This is a genomic window from Pseudomonas sp. B6001, assembly GCF_013386015.1.
GTDB lineage: Bacteria > Pseudomonadota > Gammaproteobacteria > Pseudomonadales > Pseudomonadaceae > Aquipseudomonas.
Genome location: NZ_JACAOX010000002.1, coordinates 407224 through 422725, shown reverse-complemented (window position 1 = coordinate 422725; position 15502 = coordinate 407224). Strand labels below are relative to the sequence as shown.

At 61.7% G+C, this 15502-nt stretch carries 16 protein-coding genes; 12 read left to right on the top strand and 4 right to left on the bottom strand.

Annotated elements, in window-relative coordinates; all coding sequences use genetic code 11:
- Positions 1 to 122: 122 nt before the first annotated feature.
- A complete protein-coding gene (locus HX821_RS04295; protein WP_003208814.1) occupies positions 123 to 407 on the bottom strand; it encodes a hypothetical protein in 285 nt (94 codons plus the stop codon).
- A 125-nt stretch (positions 408 to 532) separates the two neighbouring features.
- On the opposite strand from HX821_RS04295, the gene HX821_RS04290 reads away from it, so the two are divergent.
- Complete coding sequence (locus HX821_RS04290; protein ID WP_003208816.1) at positions 533 to 1192, top strand: glutathione S-transferase family protein; 660 nt, start codon at positions 533 to 535, stop codon at positions 1190 to 1192.
- Positions 1193 to 1302: 110 nt separating this feature from the next.
- Here HX821_RS04290 and argH read toward each other — a convergent pair whose 3' ends face one another.
- Positions 1303 to 2697, bottom strand: coding sequence for an argininosuccinate lyase (gene argH, locus HX821_RS04285; protein ID WP_008439335.1), 1395 nt, complete (start codon positions 2695 to 2697; stop codon positions 1303 to 1305).
- Positions 2698 to 3260: 563 nt separating this feature from the next.
- Between argH and HX821_RS04280 the strand changes: the two genes are divergently transcribed.
- From HX821_RS04280 to HX821_RS04255, 7 genes are all read left to right on the top strand, one after another.
- A complete protein-coding gene (locus HX821_RS04280; RefSeq protein ID WP_003208820.1) occupies positions 3261 to 4007 on the top strand; it encodes a LytTR family DNA-binding domain-containing protein in 747 nt (248 codons plus the stop codon).
- Between the two features lie 138 nt (positions 4008 to 4145).
- The gene (hemC, locus tag HX821_RS04275) at positions 4146 to 5087 is read left to right on the top strand and encodes a hydroxymethylbilane synthase (protein ID WP_008439333.1); all 942 of its coding nucleotides are present in this window, start codon (positions 4146 to 4148) and stop codon (positions 5085 to 5087) included.
- Positions 5084 to 5851 (top strand): uroporphyrinogen-III synthase, encoded by a 768-nt coding sequence (locus HX821_RS31725; RefSeq protein WP_102604070.1) that lies wholly within the window; start codon positions 5084 to 5086, stop codon positions 5849 to 5851. The genes hemC and HX821_RS31725 overlap by 4 nt, the downstream gene beginning before the upstream one ends.
- An 18-nt stretch (positions 5852 to 5869) precedes the next feature.
- On the top strand, positions 5870 to 6988 hold the full coding sequence (locus HX821_RS31720) for a uroporphyrinogen-III C-methyltransferase (protein WP_256662378.1): 1119 nt from the start codon (positions 5870 to 5872) through the stop codon (positions 6986 to 6988).
- Between the two features lie 5 nt (positions 6989 to 6993).
- A complete protein-coding gene (locus tag HX821_RS04265; protein WP_003208828.1) occupies positions 6994 to 8235 on the top strand; it encodes a heme biosynthesis protein HemY in 1242 nt (413 codons plus the stop codon).
- 237 nt (positions 8236 to 8472) lie between these two features.
- Positions 8473 to 8994: a disulfide bond formation protein B gene (locus HX821_RS04260; protein ID WP_003208831.1), complete on the top strand. Its 522-nt coding sequence runs from the start codon at positions 8473 to 8475 to the stop codon at positions 8992 to 8994.
- Positions 8995 to 9200: 206 nt separating this feature from the next.
- The gene (locus HX821_RS04255; protein WP_003208832.1) at positions 9201 to 9659 is read left to right on the top strand and encodes an Rsd/AlgQ family anti-sigma factor; all 459 of its coding nucleotides are present in this window, start codon (positions 9201 to 9203) and stop codon (positions 9657 to 9659) included.
- A gap of 53 nt (positions 9660 to 9712) precedes the next feature.
- On the opposite strand, the gene HX821_RS04250 is transcribed toward HX821_RS04255, so the two are convergent.
- The gene (locus tag HX821_RS04250; protein WP_003208833.1) at positions 9713 to 10378 is read right to left on the bottom strand and encodes an FKBP-type peptidyl-prolyl cis-trans isomerase; all 666 of its coding nucleotides are present in this window, start codon (positions 10376 to 10378) and stop codon (positions 9713 to 9715) included.
- Positions 10379 to 10570: 192 nt separating this feature from the next.
- Here HX821_RS04250 and HX821_RS04245 point away from each other — a divergent pair, with 192 nt between their 5' ends.
- On the top strand, positions 10571 to 11668 hold the full coding sequence (locus HX821_RS04245) for an AlgP family protein (RefSeq protein ID WP_177035332.1): 1098 nt from the start codon (positions 10571 to 10573) through the stop codon (positions 11666 to 11668).
- On the opposite strand, the gene HX821_RS04240 is transcribed toward HX821_RS04245, so the two are convergent.
- Positions 11665 to 12126, bottom strand: coding sequence for a TIGR02444 family protein (locus tag HX821_RS04240; RefSeq protein ID WP_177035331.1), 462 nt, complete (start codon positions 12124 to 12126; stop codon positions 11665 to 11667). The two genes, HX821_RS04245 and HX821_RS04240, sit on opposite strands and share 4 nt — an antisense overlap.
- A gap of 50 nt (positions 12127 to 12176) precedes the next feature.
- Between HX821_RS04240 and HX821_RS04235 the strand changes: the two genes are divergently transcribed.
- The 3 genes from HX821_RS04235 (at position 12177) to HX821_RS04225 (ending at position 15468) form a co-directional block, all read left to right on the top strand.
- The gene (locus tag HX821_RS04235; RefSeq protein WP_003208841.1) at positions 12177 to 14087 is read left to right on the top strand and encodes an ATP-binding cassette domain-containing protein; all 1911 of its coding nucleotides are present in this window, start codon (positions 12177 to 12179) and stop codon (positions 14085 to 14087) included.
- Positions 14087 to 14650 carry a mechanosensitive ion channel family protein gene (locus HX821_RS04230; RefSeq protein ID WP_008439307.1) on the top strand — a complete coding sequence of 188 codons (564 nt, stop codon included), beginning with the start codon at positions 14087 to 14089 and terminating at the stop codon, positions 14648 to 14650. Before HX821_RS04235 ends, HX821_RS04230 begins: the two co-directional genes overlap by 1 nt.
- Before the next feature lie 185 nt (positions 14651 to 14835).
- On the top strand, positions 14836 to 15468 hold the full coding sequence (locus tag HX821_RS04225; protein WP_003208844.1) for a LysE family transporter: 633 nt from the start codon (positions 14836 to 14838) through the stop codon (positions 15466 to 15468).
- Positions 15469 to 15502 lie beyond the last annotated feature (34 nt).

Sequence of the window (15502 nt, the reverse complement as noted above, 5' to 3'; positions counted from 1 at the left end):
TTAGACGTTAGCAGCCATAAGGTGAACGCACTTGGGCGAGCTGTCCAGTCGGAACTCATGCGGTGTTGATGTGGGGCAGGATTGTGGCCAGCAAGAGTTTGCTGGCCAGCGCGGTGTGAGGCTTATTGCTTCTCGGGCGGCAGCTCCGGCAGCGCACGCAACGCAGTTTCATACCATTCGGTATTGAAGGCGCGATCTTCTTCGAGCAGCGCGTCAATTTCGATGGCGAGGACGTGGGCCATCATTTGCAGGATGTCTTCGCGCTCGTAGCCCACCAGGGTCAGCTTGTTGAACGTGGCCTTGGCGGCGGGCGGGTTGTCGCTTTCGATCTGGTTTTCGATCGCTTCAATCAAGGTGGTCTCGGCGAACTCTTCTTCGTCGTTGTCGATATCGGTTGGCTCGCTCATGGCAGGCTCCTGGAGGAAAGGGCGCCAGTCTACCCCCATTCACTCGGCTGATGCTGCTGGCCAGGCGCGGCCTCCCGATCTATAACCACTGCTGCCAACCCCGTACACGGCCTGGAGGCTTTGTGATGCTCAAGCTTTATGGATTTTCAGTCAGCAACTACTACAACATGGTCAAACTGGCGCTGCTGGAGAAAGGGCTGCCCTTCGAAGAGGTGCCGTTCTACGCAGGCCAAACCCCGGAAGCGCTGGCCGTGAGCCCGCGGGGCAAGGTGCCGGTGCTGGGTGTCGAGCAAGGGTTTATCAACGAAACCAGCGTGATCCTCGAATACCTCGAACAGACCCAGGGCGGGCGATCGCTGCTGCCCAGCGAGCCGTTCCAGCGCGCCCAGGTGCTGGCGTTGTGCAGGGAAATCGAGCTGTACATCGAGTTGCCGGCCCGGGCGTGTTTTGCCGAGGCGTTTTTCGGAATGCCGGTGCCGGAGGCGATCAAGGAAAAGTCCAGGGCGGAGTTATTGCTGGGGATCGCATCGCTGGGGCGGCACGGGAAGTTTGCGCCGTATGTGGCGGGGGACAGTTTCACGATTGCGGATTTGTATTTTGTGTACAGCGTGGACCTGGCCTGTGCCGTGGCCGGGAAGCTGTTCGGGCTGGATCTGTTGGCTGAGTTGCCGAAGGCCAAGGCGTTGCTGGAGCGCTTGCAGGCGCTGCCGAATGCCCAGCGGGTGGCGGCGGACAAGGAAGCGGCGATGCCGGCGTTTATGGCGATGATTGCTGCCAAGAAATAGATCTTGGGTGTTTGTGATGAGGCTTTCGCGAGCAAGCCCGCTCCCACATTTGACCGAGTTCCACCTTTGGAATGCAGTCGAATGTGGGAGCGGGCTTGCTCGCGAAGCTTTTAGCGGCTGGCGAGCAATGCCTGGCCGCGAACCACGGCAGCCTTCACCTGCGCCGGCGCAGTCCCGCCGACATGGTTACGGGCATTCACCGAGCCTTCCAGGGTCAGCACCGCAAACACGTCCTGCTCGATCTGGTCGCTGAACTGGCGCAGTTCTTCCAGGCTCATTTCCGCCAGGTCCTTGCCGGTGTCCACGCCGTACTTCACGGCATGCCCGACGATCTCGTGGCAGTCGCGGAACGGCAGGCCACGGCGTACCAGGTAGTCCGCCAAGTCTGTGGCGGTGGAGAAACCGCGCAGGGCCGCTTCACGCATGATGGCGTGCTTGGGCTTGATCGCCGGGATCATGTCGGCAAAGGCACGCAACGAGTCGCGCAGGGTATCGGCGGCGTCGAACAGCGGTTCCTTGTCTTCCTGGTTGTCCTTGTTGTAGGCCAGCGGCTGGCCTTTCATCAGGGTCAACAGGCCCATCAGCGCACCGAATACACGGCCGCTCTTGCCGCGTACCAGCTCCGGCACGTCGGGGTTTTTCTTTTGCGGCATGATCGAGCTGCCGGTGCAGAAGCGGTCCGGCAGGTCAATGAACTGGAATTGCGCGCTGGTCCACAGCACCAGCTCTTCGGAGAAGCGCGACAAGTGCATCATCGCAATGCTGGCCGCGGCGCAGAATTCGATGGCGAAGTCACGGTCCGACACGCCGTCCAGGGAGTTGCCGCCCACGGCGTCGAAACCCAGCAGCTGCGCGGTGTATTCGCGGTCGATCGGGTAGGTGGTGCCAGCCAGTGCAGCGCTGCCCAGAGGCATGCGGTTGGCGCGCTTGCGGCAGTCCACCAGGCGCTCGTAGTCGCGGCTGAGCATTTCGAACCAGGCCAGCAGATGGTGGCCGAAGGTCACAGGCTGTGCGGTCTGCAGGTGGGTGAAGCCGGGCATGATGGTGCCGGACTCACGCTCTGCCTGCTCCAGCAGGCCTTTTTGCAGGCGGGTGATTTCTGCCAGGATCAGGTCGATCTCGTCCCGCAGCCACAGGCGGATATCGGTAGCCACCTGGTCGTTACGGCTGCGACCGGTGTGCAGTTTCTTGCCGGTCACACCGATGCGGTCGGTGAGGCGGGCCTCGATGTTCATGTGCACGTCTTCCAGGTCGACGCGCCAGTCGAAGGTGCCGGCTTCGATCTCGCCACGGATGGTGGTCAGGCCGTCGATGATGCTGTCGCGCTCGGCGTCGGTCAGCACGCCGACCTTGGCCAGCATCGTGGCGTGGGCGATCGAGCCCATGATGTCGTGGCGGTAGAGGCGCTGGTCGAAAGTGACGGAGGCGGTGAAGCGCGCGACGAAGGCGTCGACGGGTTCACTGAAGCGGCCGCCCCAGGACTGGTTGGTCTTGTCGGTGCTCATGGATTCGCTCGTGATCTGCTGGAAAGAGGGCATGAAAGTGTGGCGCCGATAATAACAGGGTTGCCCCCGGAGGCGACGATGGCGGGGCGGGGCATTTTTATTTGTTTCCAAGATGGCTAAGTGCCTTGCCCCCGGACTCGCGCAGGACGAGACTGGAGCCAGGACCGATCGGGGGGGGAAACTTGCGGTCCTTGGTCAAACAAAGCGTGTTTATTGAAACGATATTTGACGATTGAGCAATATCGTCTTCGCCAGCGTCTACAGTTGCACTGATAGAGCTTCGCGCTGACGGAAGGTGTACTGCACCAATGCCGGGCGATGAGGTCGAACTCCAGGCTATCCATTAGAGAGGGGGTGTTCGTATTGTGTATCAGCAAACCCTACGACGATGCCCGAAGGCAGCAGGCTTTGGGCGCGATTGAACAGGTCCGGGTAAATATTGGTGCCACTCTCGGGGCACTTTTTGCCGCTCGCGCTAGTCTTAGCGTGGATCGCCGTGACGGAAGTCACCGCACCTGTCTACGCTATCCTTGTGCGAGACTCACGCAGGAATCCAGCGCAATATGAATGTCCTGATCGTTGATGACGAACCCCAAGCCCGCGAGCGACTGAGCCGTTTGGTCAGTGAACTCGAGGGTTACAATGTCCTTGAGCCGAGCGCCACCAGTGGCGAGGAAGCCTTGGCCCTTATTGACAGCCTCAAGCCGGACGTCGTGTTGCTCGACATCCGCATGCCGGGCCTTGATGGCTTGCAGGTGGCTGCCCGCCTGAGCGAGCGAGAATCGCCGCCTTCGGTGGTGCTGTGCGCCTCCCAGGATGAGTTCTCTTCCGAGGCCCTGGATGCCAGCGGCGCCAGTTTCCTGGTCAAGCCGATCAATGCCGATGCGTTGCTTCGCGCCTTGAAAAAGGCCGAGCGTCCCAATCGTGTCCAACTGGCAGCCTTGACCCAGCCCGCAGCTCAGGGCGGCAATGGGCCACGCAGCCATATCAGCGCCCGTACCCGCAAGGGCATCGAGTTGATTCCCCTGGACCAGGTGGTCTACTTCATCGCCGATCACAAGTACGTGACCTTGCGTCACGAGGCTGGTGAAGTGCTGCTCGATGAGCCACTCAAGGCGTTGGAAGATGAATTTGGCGACCGCTTTGTGCGCATCCACCGCAATGCGCTGGTGGCCCGCGAGCGAATCGAGCGTCTGCAGCGCACGCCGCTTGGGCACTTTCAGCTGTTCCTGAAGGGCCTCAATGGCGACGCCCTGATCGTCAGCCGGCGCCATGTCGCCGGTGTGCGCAAGATGATGCAGCAGCTTTAGCCCGAGGGCTGACGCGAGCTTCACCGCCCATATCCCGGTGCGACGCGGCCAGGGAGGCCCCGCACTTGCTGATTCAAATCAAAGCGCATTTGCCTGAGCTGTTATTATCTGCCGTATCTATTCAGTACGGATTGATCCATGTCCTCTCGCGAAATCCGCATCGCCACCCGTAAAAGCGCCCTGGCCTTATGGCAGGCCGAGTACGTCAAAGCACGTCTTGAGCAGGCCCATCCCGGCCTCAAGGTGTCCCTGGTGCCCATGGTCAGTCGCGGCGACAAGCTGCTTGATTCGCCATTGTCGAAAATCGGCGGCAAGGGCCTGTTCGTCAAGGAGCTGGAAACCGCGCTGCTGGAAAACGAAGCCGACATCGCCGTGCACTCGATGAAAGATGTGCCCATGGACTTCCCTGAAGGCCTGGGCCTGTTTTGCATCTGTGAGCGCGAAGACCCCCGCGACGCCTTCGTTTCCAATACCTATGCCTCCCTGGATGAGCTGCCGCTGGGCAGCGTCGTCGGCACCTCCAGCCTGCGTCGCCAGGCGCAGTTGCTGACCCGCCGCCCGGACCTGCAAATCCGCTTCCTGCGGGGCAACGTCAATACTCGCCTGGCCAAGCTCGACGCCGGTGAATATGACGCGATCATTCTCGCGGCAGCCGGCTTGATCCGCTTGGGCTTTGAAGACCGCATCACCTCGGCCATCAGCGTCGAAGACAGCTTGCCGGCCGGCGGGCAGGGCGCTGTGGGCATTGAATGCCGCACCGCCGACAGCGAAATTCATGCGCTGCTCAAGCCGCTGGATCACCAGGACACCGAAATTCGCGTCACCGCCGAACGTGCCCTGAACAAGCACCTCAACGGTGGCTGCCAGGTGCCGATCGCCTGTTACGCCGTGCTTGAGGGCGAGAACCTCTGGCTGCGTGGCCTGGTGGGCGACCCGAGTGGTGGGTTGTTGCTCACCGCAGAGATTCGCGGGCCGCAAAGCGAGGCCACCAGCCTGGGTATAAAGGTCGCCGAGGAACTGCTGGAAAAAGGCGCCGGTGCCATTCTGCAAGCGGTGTACGGCGAGGCCGGGCCGCAGTGATGCAATGGCGTGTGCTGCTGACGCGGCCTGCCGAGGAGTCGGCGGCCCTGGCGGCGACGTTATCCGAAGAAGGTATTTTCAGCAGCAGCCTGCCGTTGCTGGAGATTGAAGCGCTGCCTGTCACGCCTGAACAACAGGCGGTCTTTCGCGAGCTGGACCGCTATTGCGCGGTGATCGTGGTGAGCAAGCCGGCCGCGCGCCTGGGCTTGCAGTTGTTGGCTCAACACTGGCCGCAACCGCCGGCGTTACCGTGGTTCAGTGTCGGCGCTGCTACGGCGCAGGTGTTGGCCGAGCATGGCCTTGATGTCAGTTATCCCCACGACGGCGACGACAGTGAAGCCTTGCTTGAACTGGTCGCCTTGCGCGAGGCTATCTCGAAGCCCGGCGCCCGGGTGCTGATCCTGCGGGGCGAGGGCGGGCGAGAGCTGCTGGCTGAGCGTTTACGCGAGCAAGGTGCTAGTGTCGACTATCTGGAGTTGTATCGCCGTTTCCTGCCGGACTACGACCGTGCAACGCTGACCCAGCGCATAAACGTGGAACGCTTGAACGGCGTGGTGGTCAGCAGTGGGCAGGGTTTTTTACACCTGCAAGCGCTGGCCGGTACAGATTGGCCCCAGGTGGCACAGCTGCCGTTGTTCGTGCCCAGCCCGCGAGTCGCCGAGATGGCGCGTGCCGCTGGCGCGCAAGAAGTTGTGGATTGTCGTGGCGCCAGTGCCGCGGCTTTGTTAGTGGCGCTACGGAGTGTTTCCGTTCCCACTCTCTAATACGCAAAGGATGGATACGTGAGCGAAACAGCCTTGCCTAAAGATGAAGCTCAGCCCGCGCTTGATGCGCCTGTTGAGACACCGGTCACCACCGCCCCGCGCCGTGGCAACGGCCTGGCCATTGTGGCCTTGTTGCTCGGCGCCGCCGGCGTTGCCGCCGGTGGCTGGGGGATCTGGCAGGTCCGCGCACTGCAGGCGAGCAGCCAGCAACAGCTGGGCCAAGTGCAAACCCTGGACGACCAATCCCAGAGCCTCAAGCAGAGCCAGCAGCAGCTGTCGGCCCGTCTGGGGCAACTGCCCGGCGCCGATGAGCTGGAAGACCGTCGCCGGCTGGTGGCGCAATTGCAGGGTGATCAACAACGCCTGAGCCAGCGCCTGGAAACGGTGCTGGGGGCCAGCCGCCAGGACTGGCGCCTGGCCGAGGCCGAGCACTTGATCCGCCTGGCCAGCCTGCGTCTTTCCGCCTTGCAGGACATCAACAGTGCCCAGGCACTGGTCCAGGGCGCTGACGAAATCCTCCGCGAACAAAGTGACCCTGGCTCCTACGCCGCCCGTGAGCAGTTGGCCAAGAGCCTCGCCGCGTTGCGCAATATCGAACAGCCCGACCGTACCGGGCTGTACCTGCAACTGGCGGCATTGCGCGATCAGGTCGTGCAGTTGGCGGCCATCGCGCCGGAATACCAACTCCCTGAAGCGGCCAATGATGGGCGTCCGACCACCGACACGGACAGCCGTTGGAGTCAGTGGTGGGCGCAGATCTCGCGGTATTTCCGCATCGACTTCAATCCTGATGACAACATTCGCCCGCTCCTGGCAGGGCAAGGCCTGAACCAGGTGCGCCTGGCCCTGAGCCTTGCACTTGAGCAGGCGCAATGGGCGGCGCTCAACGGCGAGCCGGCGGTGTACAGCCGATCCCTGGGCGAGGCTCGCAGCGTGTTGCAGGACAACTTCAATCAAGACAACCCGCAAAGCAAAGCCATGCTGGCCCGTATTGCCGAGCTTGAGCCCAAGGCCGTCTCGGTGGTCACGCCGGACCTGGCCGCGAGCCTGGCTGCCGTGCAGGCTTACCTTGACCGTCGCCACCTGTCTGCCGAGGAAGCCAAGGCTTCCGCTGGCAAGCCGGCGACCCAGGAGTAAAGCCGATGAAGCGCTTCTATGTGATCCTGGTGCTGGCGATTGCGATCGCCCTGGCACTGGCCGTGGGCATTTCGAAACATACCGGCTACGTGCTGATTACCTATCCCCATGTGCTGCATTACGAGTCCGGGCTGTGGTCGACGCTGGTGGCGTTGTTTGCCATCGGCCTGGTGATCTATTTGGCCAGGGTGCTGCTGGGCCTGGTGCTGACCTCGGGTGGCGTGGTCAATCCGTGGTCGCGGCGCAACCGCAGCCGTCGGGTCCAGGTTGCCATCGAGCAGGGCCAGATGGACCTCGCCGAAGGGCGCTGGGCCAGTGCCGAGCGTCACTTGCACCGTGCGGCCGAAGCCGAACGCCAGCCATTGCTCTACTACCTCGGCGCCGCCCGTGCGGCCAACGAACAGGGCCGTTATGAGGAAGCGGATGGCCTGCTGGAACGCGCGCTTGAGCGCCAGCCCCAGGCCGAACTGGCGGTAGCCTTGAGTCATGCGCAGTTGCAGATGGACCGCGGTGACACCGATGGCGCCCTGGTCACCCTGCAGGCCATGCATGAGCGTCATCCGCATAACGTCCAGGTATTGCGCCAACTGCAGCGGCTGTATCAACAGCGTGGCGACTGGTCTTCGGTAATCCGGCTGTTGCCGGAGTTGCGCAAGGACAAGGTGTTGCCGCCTGCCGAGTTGGCCGACCTGGAGCGACGCGCCTGGGGCGAGAACCTGACCCTGGCTGCCCAGCGCGAAGAGCAGGGCGAGGCCGGGCAGCAATCCCTGGAGCTGGCCTGGCAACAACTGACTTCGGCCCAGCGCCAGGAGCCGCAACTGGTGCTGGCGTACGCCGAACAACTGCGCCAGTTGGGCGCGGACGCCAAGGCCGAAGAAGTGCTGCGCGGTGCCCTCAAGCGCGAGTACGACAGTCATCTGATCCGGCTCTACGGGCTGCTGCGTGGCAGCGATCCGGCGAAGCAGTTGAAGTTCGCCGAAGGCTGGCTCAAGGACCATCCAGGCGATGCCAGCCTGCTGCTGACCCTGGGGCGCCTGTGCCTGCAAAACAGCTTGTGGGGCAAGGCGCGGGATTACCTTGAAAGCAGCCTTCAGGTGCAGCGCAACCCTGAGGCCTGCGCCGAGCTGGCACGCCTGCTGGCGCAGTTGGGCGACACCGAGCGCAGCAACCAGTTGTTCCAGGAAGGCCTGGGCTTGCTGGACAAGCGTTTGCTGGCGTCACCGCTGCCGGTGCCGGCACGGGTTTGAAGTAGGAAACAGAGTAAGGGTTGCCTCAGAATTGTCTGGTGGCCAACCCTTCAATAACGCCCAATAGCTGTAGTCAATACGGCTTGTAGTAAACTCCTACGTAGACGCGCGTTTAATCGCTCGCCTTCTGACGGGATATCCCTACGCTCTCGCGGAATCGTCTGCTCTGGCGCGTATTGAAAGGGGTAAGGTCTTTCCTCTACCGTAACTACCTATCTCTTGCGTTGCGGATAAACAATGTCTTTGGCCCCCTCACGCTCCCTGTTCCTCCTGGCGTTCCTGGCTGGTGCGCTGACGCTGGGCGCGTCCTTTTACCTGGAATACGCCGCGCTTTTGCGGCCTTGTTTCCTGTGCCAGGTGCAACGAATTCTTGTGGCTGCCTTCACGCTGATCAATCTCGTGGCAGCGATTCATGGGCCGAAGCGGTCCGGGATCTACCTGTATTGGGCGGCGAGCATGGGGTGTGCAGTGCTGGGCGCCATTACCGCCGTACGCCAGGTGCTGCTGCAAAATACGCCGCCGGAACAGTTGCCTGCCTGTTGGCCCGGCCTTCAATCCATGATCGAGAACCTGTCGCTGAGAGAGACGTTGGCCTTGATCTTCAAGGGCACCGTCGACTGCGTGGAAATCAACTGGACGCTGTTCGACTTGAGTATTCCCGAGTGGAGCCTGCTGTTCTTCGTGGCGATGCTGATCCTTGGCATCGCGCAGTTCTCGCGGTTGCTGCTGAGCCAGCGTTTTGGCCTTGCACGGCACTGACAGGTAACCGCAGGTTGTAGGAAGGGATTAAACACTTGTATGAACTTTCTCTCCTGCGTACCTTGATGACATAGTCGTGCGGGCATAATCTGGCCCGCACGCGTTATTGAAACAGACTGTTCGATGCACCTTTGCCCGGTTGCCGCTTTAACCTTGAAGTGTTGCGCGGGCAGCGTGCGGCGCCCCTATAGGGAAGAGAGATCATCATGCTGGAACGTTGTCAGAATGCTCAGGAACGCTGGGGTGGGGTGCACAAACTGATCGATGGTTGGTTGAAAGCGCGTCACGAACTGGTTCGGGCCTTTGATGCTCTCGGTGCCAAGCCCGAAGCGCTCAGCGAGAACCGCAAGCCGTTGCAGGAATTCTGCGGCGTATTGGTGGACTACGTATCGGCGGGGCACTTCGGTATCTACGAGCAGTTGACCAGAGAGGCCGAGGCTTTCGACGATCAACGTGGCCTCGATTTGGCGGAGACGATTTACCCGCGTATCGATGTCATCACCGAGAAGCTGCTGGCGTTCAACGACCTGTGTGATGCCGGCCAGTGCGTTGCAGAAAAATTCAAAGAGCTGGGTGGTTTGCTTCACGAGCGTTTCGAGCTGGAAGATTGCCTGATCGAAGTGCTGCACAACGCTCACAAGGAAGAGTTGACGGCTAAGGCCTGACTCCCCCCGACACAAGAAAACGGTGCGCATTGCGCACCGTTTTTCGTTTGGGCTCAGGCGCCCGCCTTGAGCAATTCGATCTCGAATACCAGCGGCGTATAAGGCGGGATCAGTTCGCCTGCGCCATCAGCGCCATAGGCTTGGTCGGATGGAATCACCAGGCGCCACTTCGCGCCCACCGGCATCTGTTGCAACGCACTGCGCCAGCCATTGATCACACTGTCCAGGCGAAACCACTGAGGTTGTGTGCTCTTGTCGAAGACGGTCCCGTCGGGTAACCGCCCAACATAATTCACTTGCACGCGATCATCGGCCGCCGGTTTCTTCCCGCTGCCAGGGGTCAGTTCGGTCAGCAGGATGCCGTCTGCCAATTCACGCACACCACTTTTGGATTTCTCACTGGCTAAAAATTGTTGCTCGGCAGCGAGTGCCTTTTCACTTTGTGGTGCTCGATTGTCCGGCGCGTTTTGTGCTTCGTGCTGGGCAAGGATCTGTTCGATGCGTGTGTCGTCCAGGGCCAGTGGCTTACCTTGATAGGCCTGTTTGAGTCCGTCGATCAGCGCCTCTACCTGCAACCCAGGCATCTCCTGGCGCAGGCGCTCACCCAGGCTCGCGCCCAGGCTGTAGGCCAGGTCGTGGTCATCTTTGGAGGGGGATTTCTCGCTTGCGTTGGCCACGCAAAGCACCACGCTCAACACTAAAAAAAGGTAACGCGACATGGGCGTTCTCCAGCCGAAAGTGCGATGGATTATGCCAGTGTGAATGCTTAAAAAGTGGCGTGGATTTTCGTTATATCAATAAGAATTTTCGTGCGGTGCAACGCAAGCCAATCGATACTGTCAACATGCCCTAGCGGCGGTAAGAGCAGAGGGCTAGTATGAGCCGCACCCACGTCAGCCAGGAGGTAAACCATGTCGGCCAAACAGAAGCCTGTAAATACCCCGTTGCATTTGCTCCAACAACTTTCGGGCAGCCTGCTCGAACATTTGGAAAGCGCCTGTTCACAAGCCTTGGCTGATGCTGAGAAGTTGCTCGCCAAGCTTGAAAAACAACGCGGCAAAGCTCAGGAAAAACTGCACAAATCCCGCACCAAACTGCAAGGCGCAGCGACCGCTGGCAAAGCCAAGGCACAAGCCAAGGCCAAGGACGCCGTCAAAGAACTTGAGGACTTGCTCGACGCCCTCAAGGATCGTCAATCCGAAACCCGCACCTACATTTCCCAACTCAAGCGTGATGCTTCCGAGAGCCTGAAATTGGCCCAGGGTGTTGGTCGTGTGAAGGAAGCTGTAGGCAAAGTGCTGAGCACCCGTGCTCCGGCTAAAGCTGTTGCAGCCAGCGCGGCGAAAAAACCAGCCAGCAAGGCCGTCGCTGCCAAGGCACCTGCAAAAGCTGCGGCCAAGCCTGCGGCAAAAGCACCGGCTAAATCGGCTGCCAAACCAGCGGCTAAAACTGCTGCTGCAAAACCAGCTGCCAAGCCAGCTGCTAAAACCGCTGCTGCAAAACCAGCTGCCAAGCCAGCCGCTAAAACCGCTGCTGCAAAACCAGCCGCCAAGCCAGCTGCTAAAACCGCTGCTGCGAAACCAGCTGCGAAGCCAGCCGCTAAACCCGCTGCTGCAAAACCAGCCGCGAAGCCAGCTGCTAAAACTGCTGCTGCAAAACCAGCTGCGAAGCCAGCCGCTAAACCTGCTGCTGCAAAACCAGCTGCCAAGCCAGCCGCTAAAACTGCTGCTGCAAAACCAGCTGCGAAGCCAGCCGCTAAACCTGCTGCTGCAAAACCAGCCGCGAAGCCGGCCGCTAAACCTGCTGCTGCGAAACCAGCTGCCAAGCCGGCCGCCAAACCTGCTGCTGCCAAACCAGCCGCCAAGCCAGCACCAGCCAAACCAGCTACTCCAGCTGCGAAGCCTGCGACCCCGGCTGCACCTGCTGCCAGCACCACAGCGCCAACCGCTCCGGCCAGCAGCACGCCTGCACCGGCAGCGCCAAGCGTCACCCCAACCAGCGCTTCCTAAGTGCCGGTAACCGCGGCGCGCAGCTGATGCAGCGCGTCGTGGTCAAGGTTGGCGGCTTCGGCCGCCAGTCCTTCAACCCATGCTTGATGATTCACCTCGGCCATCGGCCAACGCTGCGCCACACCTTCCAGGCGTGATAGCAGCAGCCTTTCTGCATCCAATTCCAAAGCCTTGACCCGCTCCCGTAACGCTCCCAGCTCAGCATCCTGCTGCGCCATGGCCCGCCATCGCGTGCGTACTTGCCGCAGCGGTTCAACCACCTCCGCCTGCCACGGCCCGGCGATCTGCCGCAGTGCCTGCAAGCGCGACGTTTCCGGCGCCACACCCCGCTGCTCCAGCCACAACCCGCACAACACCAGGCACACATCAGCCCCTTGCGCCTGCAAGCGCAGGCACGCGTCCTCGACGCCCGAGCGGGCGTAGGTCGAGAGGGCAAAGCTCCACAGGTCAGCGCACATATTCACACCCAAGCCAGCGGCCAACGAAGCTGGTAGACTCCGCCGCCATTATGATCCGACTTCAAAGCCTAACATTACAGCGTGGCCCGCAACGTCTTCTCGAAGACGCCGAGCTGACCCTGCACGCCGGTCACAAAGCCGGCCTGATCGGTGCCAACGGCGCCGGCAAATCCACGTTGTTCGCCTTGCTGCTGGGTGAGCTGACTCCCGACTCCGGGGATTGTCTGCTGCCGGCCGACTGGCGCATCGCCCATATGCGCCAGGAGATCGACACCCTCGACCGCATTGCGATCGACTACGTGCTCGATGGCGACCTGCGCCTGCGCCAGGTGCAACACGACCTCGCCGAGGCCGAGAAAGCCCAGGACGGCGCCGCACAGGCCCGCCTGCACTCGGAACTGGACAGCGCCGACGGCTACACCGCCGACGCGCGTGCGCGCAAGATGCTTGCCGGCCTTGGCTTTACCAACGAACAGATGGACCGCCCGGTCGCCGACTTTTCCGGTGGCTGGCGCATGCGCCTGAACCTGGCCCAGGCGCTGATGTGCCCCTCGGACCTGTTGCTGCTCGATGAACCGACCAACCACCTGGACCTCGATGCGATCCTGTGGCTGGAAGACTTCCTGAAAAGCTACCCGGGCACCTTGCTGCTGATTTCCCACGACCGGGATTTCCTCGACGCCGTGGTGGACAACATTGCCCACGTCGACCAGAAGAAAATCACCCTGTACCGCGGCGGCTACAGCGCCTTCGAACGCGCCCGTGCCGAACGCCTGGCCCAGCAACAGCAGGCCTACGAGAAGCAGCAGGCGCAGCGCGCGCACATGGAAAGCTATATCGCCCGGTTCAAGGCCCAGGCCACCAAGGCCCGTCAGGCCCAGAGCCGGATCAAGGCCCTGGAGCGCATGGAAGAACTGTCGGCGGCCCACGTCGATTCACCGTTCGACTTTGTGTTCCGCGAATCGGTGAAAATCTCCAGCCCGCTGCTGGACCTTTCCGATGCCCGCCTGGGCTATGGCGACAAGACCATCCTCGAGAAGGTCAAGTTGCAGCTCACCCCTGGCGCGCGGATCGGCCTGCTCGGCCCCAACGGCGCGGGCAAGTCGACCTTGATCAAAAACCTCTCGGGCGAATTGCAGCCTTTGGCCGGCCGCCTGGTGCGCGGTGAGAACCTGGTGGTGGGCTACTTCGCCCAGCACCAGCTGGACTCCCTCGACGCCAAGGCCAGCCCGCTGCTGCACCTGCAGCGCCTGGCGCCTACCGAACGCGAACAGACCCTGCGGGACTTCCTCGGTGGTTTCGACTTCCGTGGTGCGCGCATCGACGAGCCGGTGCTGAATTTCTCCGGTGGCGAAAAGGCCCGCCTGGCCCTGGCCCTGATCGCCTGGGACCGGCCAAACCTGTTGCTGCTCGACGAACCGACCAACCACCTCGACCTGGAAATGCGCCTGGCGTTGACCATGGCCCTGCAGGAATTCAGCGGCGCGGTACTGGTGGTGTCTCACGATCGCCACCTGCTCAAGAGCACCACGGATAACTTCCTGCTGGTGGCTGATGGCAAGGTCGAGGAATTCGACGGCGACCTGGAAGACTATGCCCGTTGGCTGTCGGACTACCGCCTGCGCAACGCGCCAGTCAGCAACACGCCGGTCAACCCGGACAAGACCGACAAGAAGGCCCAGCGCCAGGCCGCGGCTGCATTGCGTCAGCAACTGGCCCCGCACAAGCGTGAAGCGGACAAGCTGGAAGCCGAATTGGGCAAGATCCACGAGAAGCTGGCGAAGATCGAAACCAGCCTGGGTGACAGCGCCGTCTACGAGCCGGCCCGCAAGGATGAATTGCGCGACCTGCTGGCCGAACAGGCCAAGCTCAAGGTACGTGAAGCGCAGTTGGAGGAGACCTGGATGGAAGCCCTCGAACTGCTGGAATCCTTGCAAGCGGAGCTGGAGGCGCTGTCCTGATGGAAGCGCTGCAACTGCCGCTGCCGGCCCAATGGATCGCGCCGATCTGGGTGGCCGTACAGATTCTGCTGATCCTGCTGGCCGGCTATCTCGCCCAGCGTTTCGTCGCCAAATGCCTGAACCGCCTGGGGGAACGTTATCCGTTCCCGCCGCAGTTGCTGATGCCGCTGCGCGGCGGCCTGCGCTGGCTGATCATGGGCAGCGCGCTGATCTTCGTGCTGGAGCGCCTGGGCGTCTCTGCCACGGTGTTGTGGACGGCGTTGTCGGGTTTTGTGGCGGTGGCCGCGGTGGCGTTCTTCGCCATGTGGTCGGTGTTGTCCAACCTGCTGTGCGCCATCCTGATCTTCACCGTCGGGCCGTTCCGCCTGGGCGATGTGGTCGAGTTGGTGGACACCGTCGACAAGCCCGGCGTCAAAGGCCGGGTGGTGGCGATCAACCTGCTCTACACCACGCTGATCGAAGTGGAAGAGGCCGGTACCGGCAGTGTCATGGTGCAAGTGCCCAACAGCCTGTTCTTCCAGCGCTCGGTGCGCCGTTGGCGCGGCAGCGACGTGCTGCCTTAACCTGTGGCGAGGGAGCTTGCTCCCGCTGGGCTGCGTAGCAGCCCCAAAAAAAGCCGGGAGCGCTACGCACTCCAGCGGGAGCAAGCTCCCTCGCCACAAAGGCGCACCCCAAAATTTTTCTAGCCATTTCTCAGCCGGCAGCGTTAGTTTAGAAACATTCAGCAAACTAAGCTCTGAGGTGTGTAATGGCGCTCGACACATGGCTGGCCTTTTTCCTGGCCAGTTGGATCATCAGTCTTTCCCCTGGCGCCGGTGCCATTGCGTCGATGTCCAGCGGCCTGCAATACGGTTTCCTGCGCGGTTACTGGAACGCCCTGGGCCTGCAATTGGGCCTGGCGATGCAGATTGCCGTGGTCGCCGGTGGCCTGGGGGCGATTCTTGCCGCATCCTCCACCGCGTTTTATGCGATCAAATGGTTTGGCGTAGCGTACCTGGTGTACCTGGCCATCAAGCAATGGCGCGCGCTGCCAACCGACCTGAGCGATGACGCGGCGATTCGCCCGATCGGCAAGCCGATGGCGATGATGTTCCGCGGGTTCCTGGTCAACGCCAGCAACCCCAAGGCCCTGGTGTTCATGCTGGCGGTGCTGCCGCAGTTCGTGAACCCGCAGGCGCCGCTGCTGAACCAATACCTGATCCTGGGCGCGACCATGATCTGCGTGGACATGATCGTGATGGCCGGCTACACCGGGCTGGCGTCGAAAGTGTTGCGCCTGTTGCGCACACCGAAGCAGCAGAAACGCATGAACCGTACGTTTGCCGGGTTGTTTGTTGGTGCGGCGGGCTTTCTCGCAAGTCTGCATCGCGCAACGGCGTAACTGACGAAACCGGATCAAAAAATGTGGGAGCGGG

Excerpts from the sequence above, each read along its gene's own strand:
- HX821_RS04245 (WP_177035332.1), top strand. The coding sequence starts at position 10,571 with ATGTCGGCCAAACAGAAGCCTGTAAATACCCCGTTGCATTTGCTCCAA.
- HX821_RS04295 (WP_003208814.1), bottom strand. The coding sequence starts at position 407 with ATGAGCGAGCCAACCGATATCGACAACGACGAAGAAGAGTTCGCCGAG.
- HX821_RS04225 (WP_003208844.1), top strand. The coding sequence starts at position 14,836 with ATGGCGCTCGACACATGGCTGGCCTTTTTCCTGGCCAGTTGGATCATC.
- HX821_RS04255 (WP_003208832.1), top strand. The coding sequence starts at position 9,201 with ATGCTGGAACGTTGTCAGAATGCTCAGGAACGCTGGGGTGGGGTGCAC.
- argH (WP_008439335.1), bottom strand. The coding sequence starts at position 2,697 with ATGAGCACCGACAAGACCAACCAGTCCTGGGGCGGCCGCTTCAGTGAA.
- HX821_RS04230 (WP_008439307.1), top strand. The coding sequence starts at position 14,087 with ATGGAAGCGCTGCAACTGCCGCTGCCGGCCCAATGGATCGCGCCGATC.
- HX821_RS04240 (WP_177035331.1), bottom strand. The coding sequence starts at position 12,126 with ATGTGCGCTGACCTGTGGAGCTTTGCCCTCTCGACCTACGCCCGCTCG.
- HX821_RS04250 (WP_003208833.1), bottom strand. The coding sequence starts at position 10,378 with ATGTCGCGTTACCTTTTTTTAGTGTTGAGCGTGGTGCTTTGCGTGGCC.
- HX821_RS04265 (WP_003208828.1), top strand. The coding sequence starts at position 6,994 with ATGAAGCGCTTCTATGTGATCCTGGTGCTGGCGATTGCGATCGCCCTG.
- hemC (WP_008439333.1), top strand. The coding sequence starts at position 4,146 with ATGTCCTCTCGCGAAATCCGCATCGCCACCCGTAAAAGCGCCCTGGCC.
- HX821_RS04260 (WP_003208831.1), top strand. The coding sequence starts at position 8,473 with ATGTCTTTGGCCCCCTCACGCTCCCTGTTCCTCCTGGCGTTCCTGGCT.
- HX821_RS04290 (WP_003208816.1), top strand. The coding sequence starts at position 533 with ATGCTCAAGCTTTATGGATTTTCAGTCAGCAACTACTACAACATGGTC.
- HX821_RS04280 (WP_003208820.1), top strand. The coding sequence starts at position 3,261 with ATGAATGTCCTGATCGTTGATGACGAACCCCAAGCCCGCGAGCGACTG.
- HX821_RS04235 (WP_003208841.1), top strand. The coding sequence starts at position 12,177 with ATGATCCGACTTCAAAGCCTAACATTACAGCGTGGCCCGCAACGTCTT.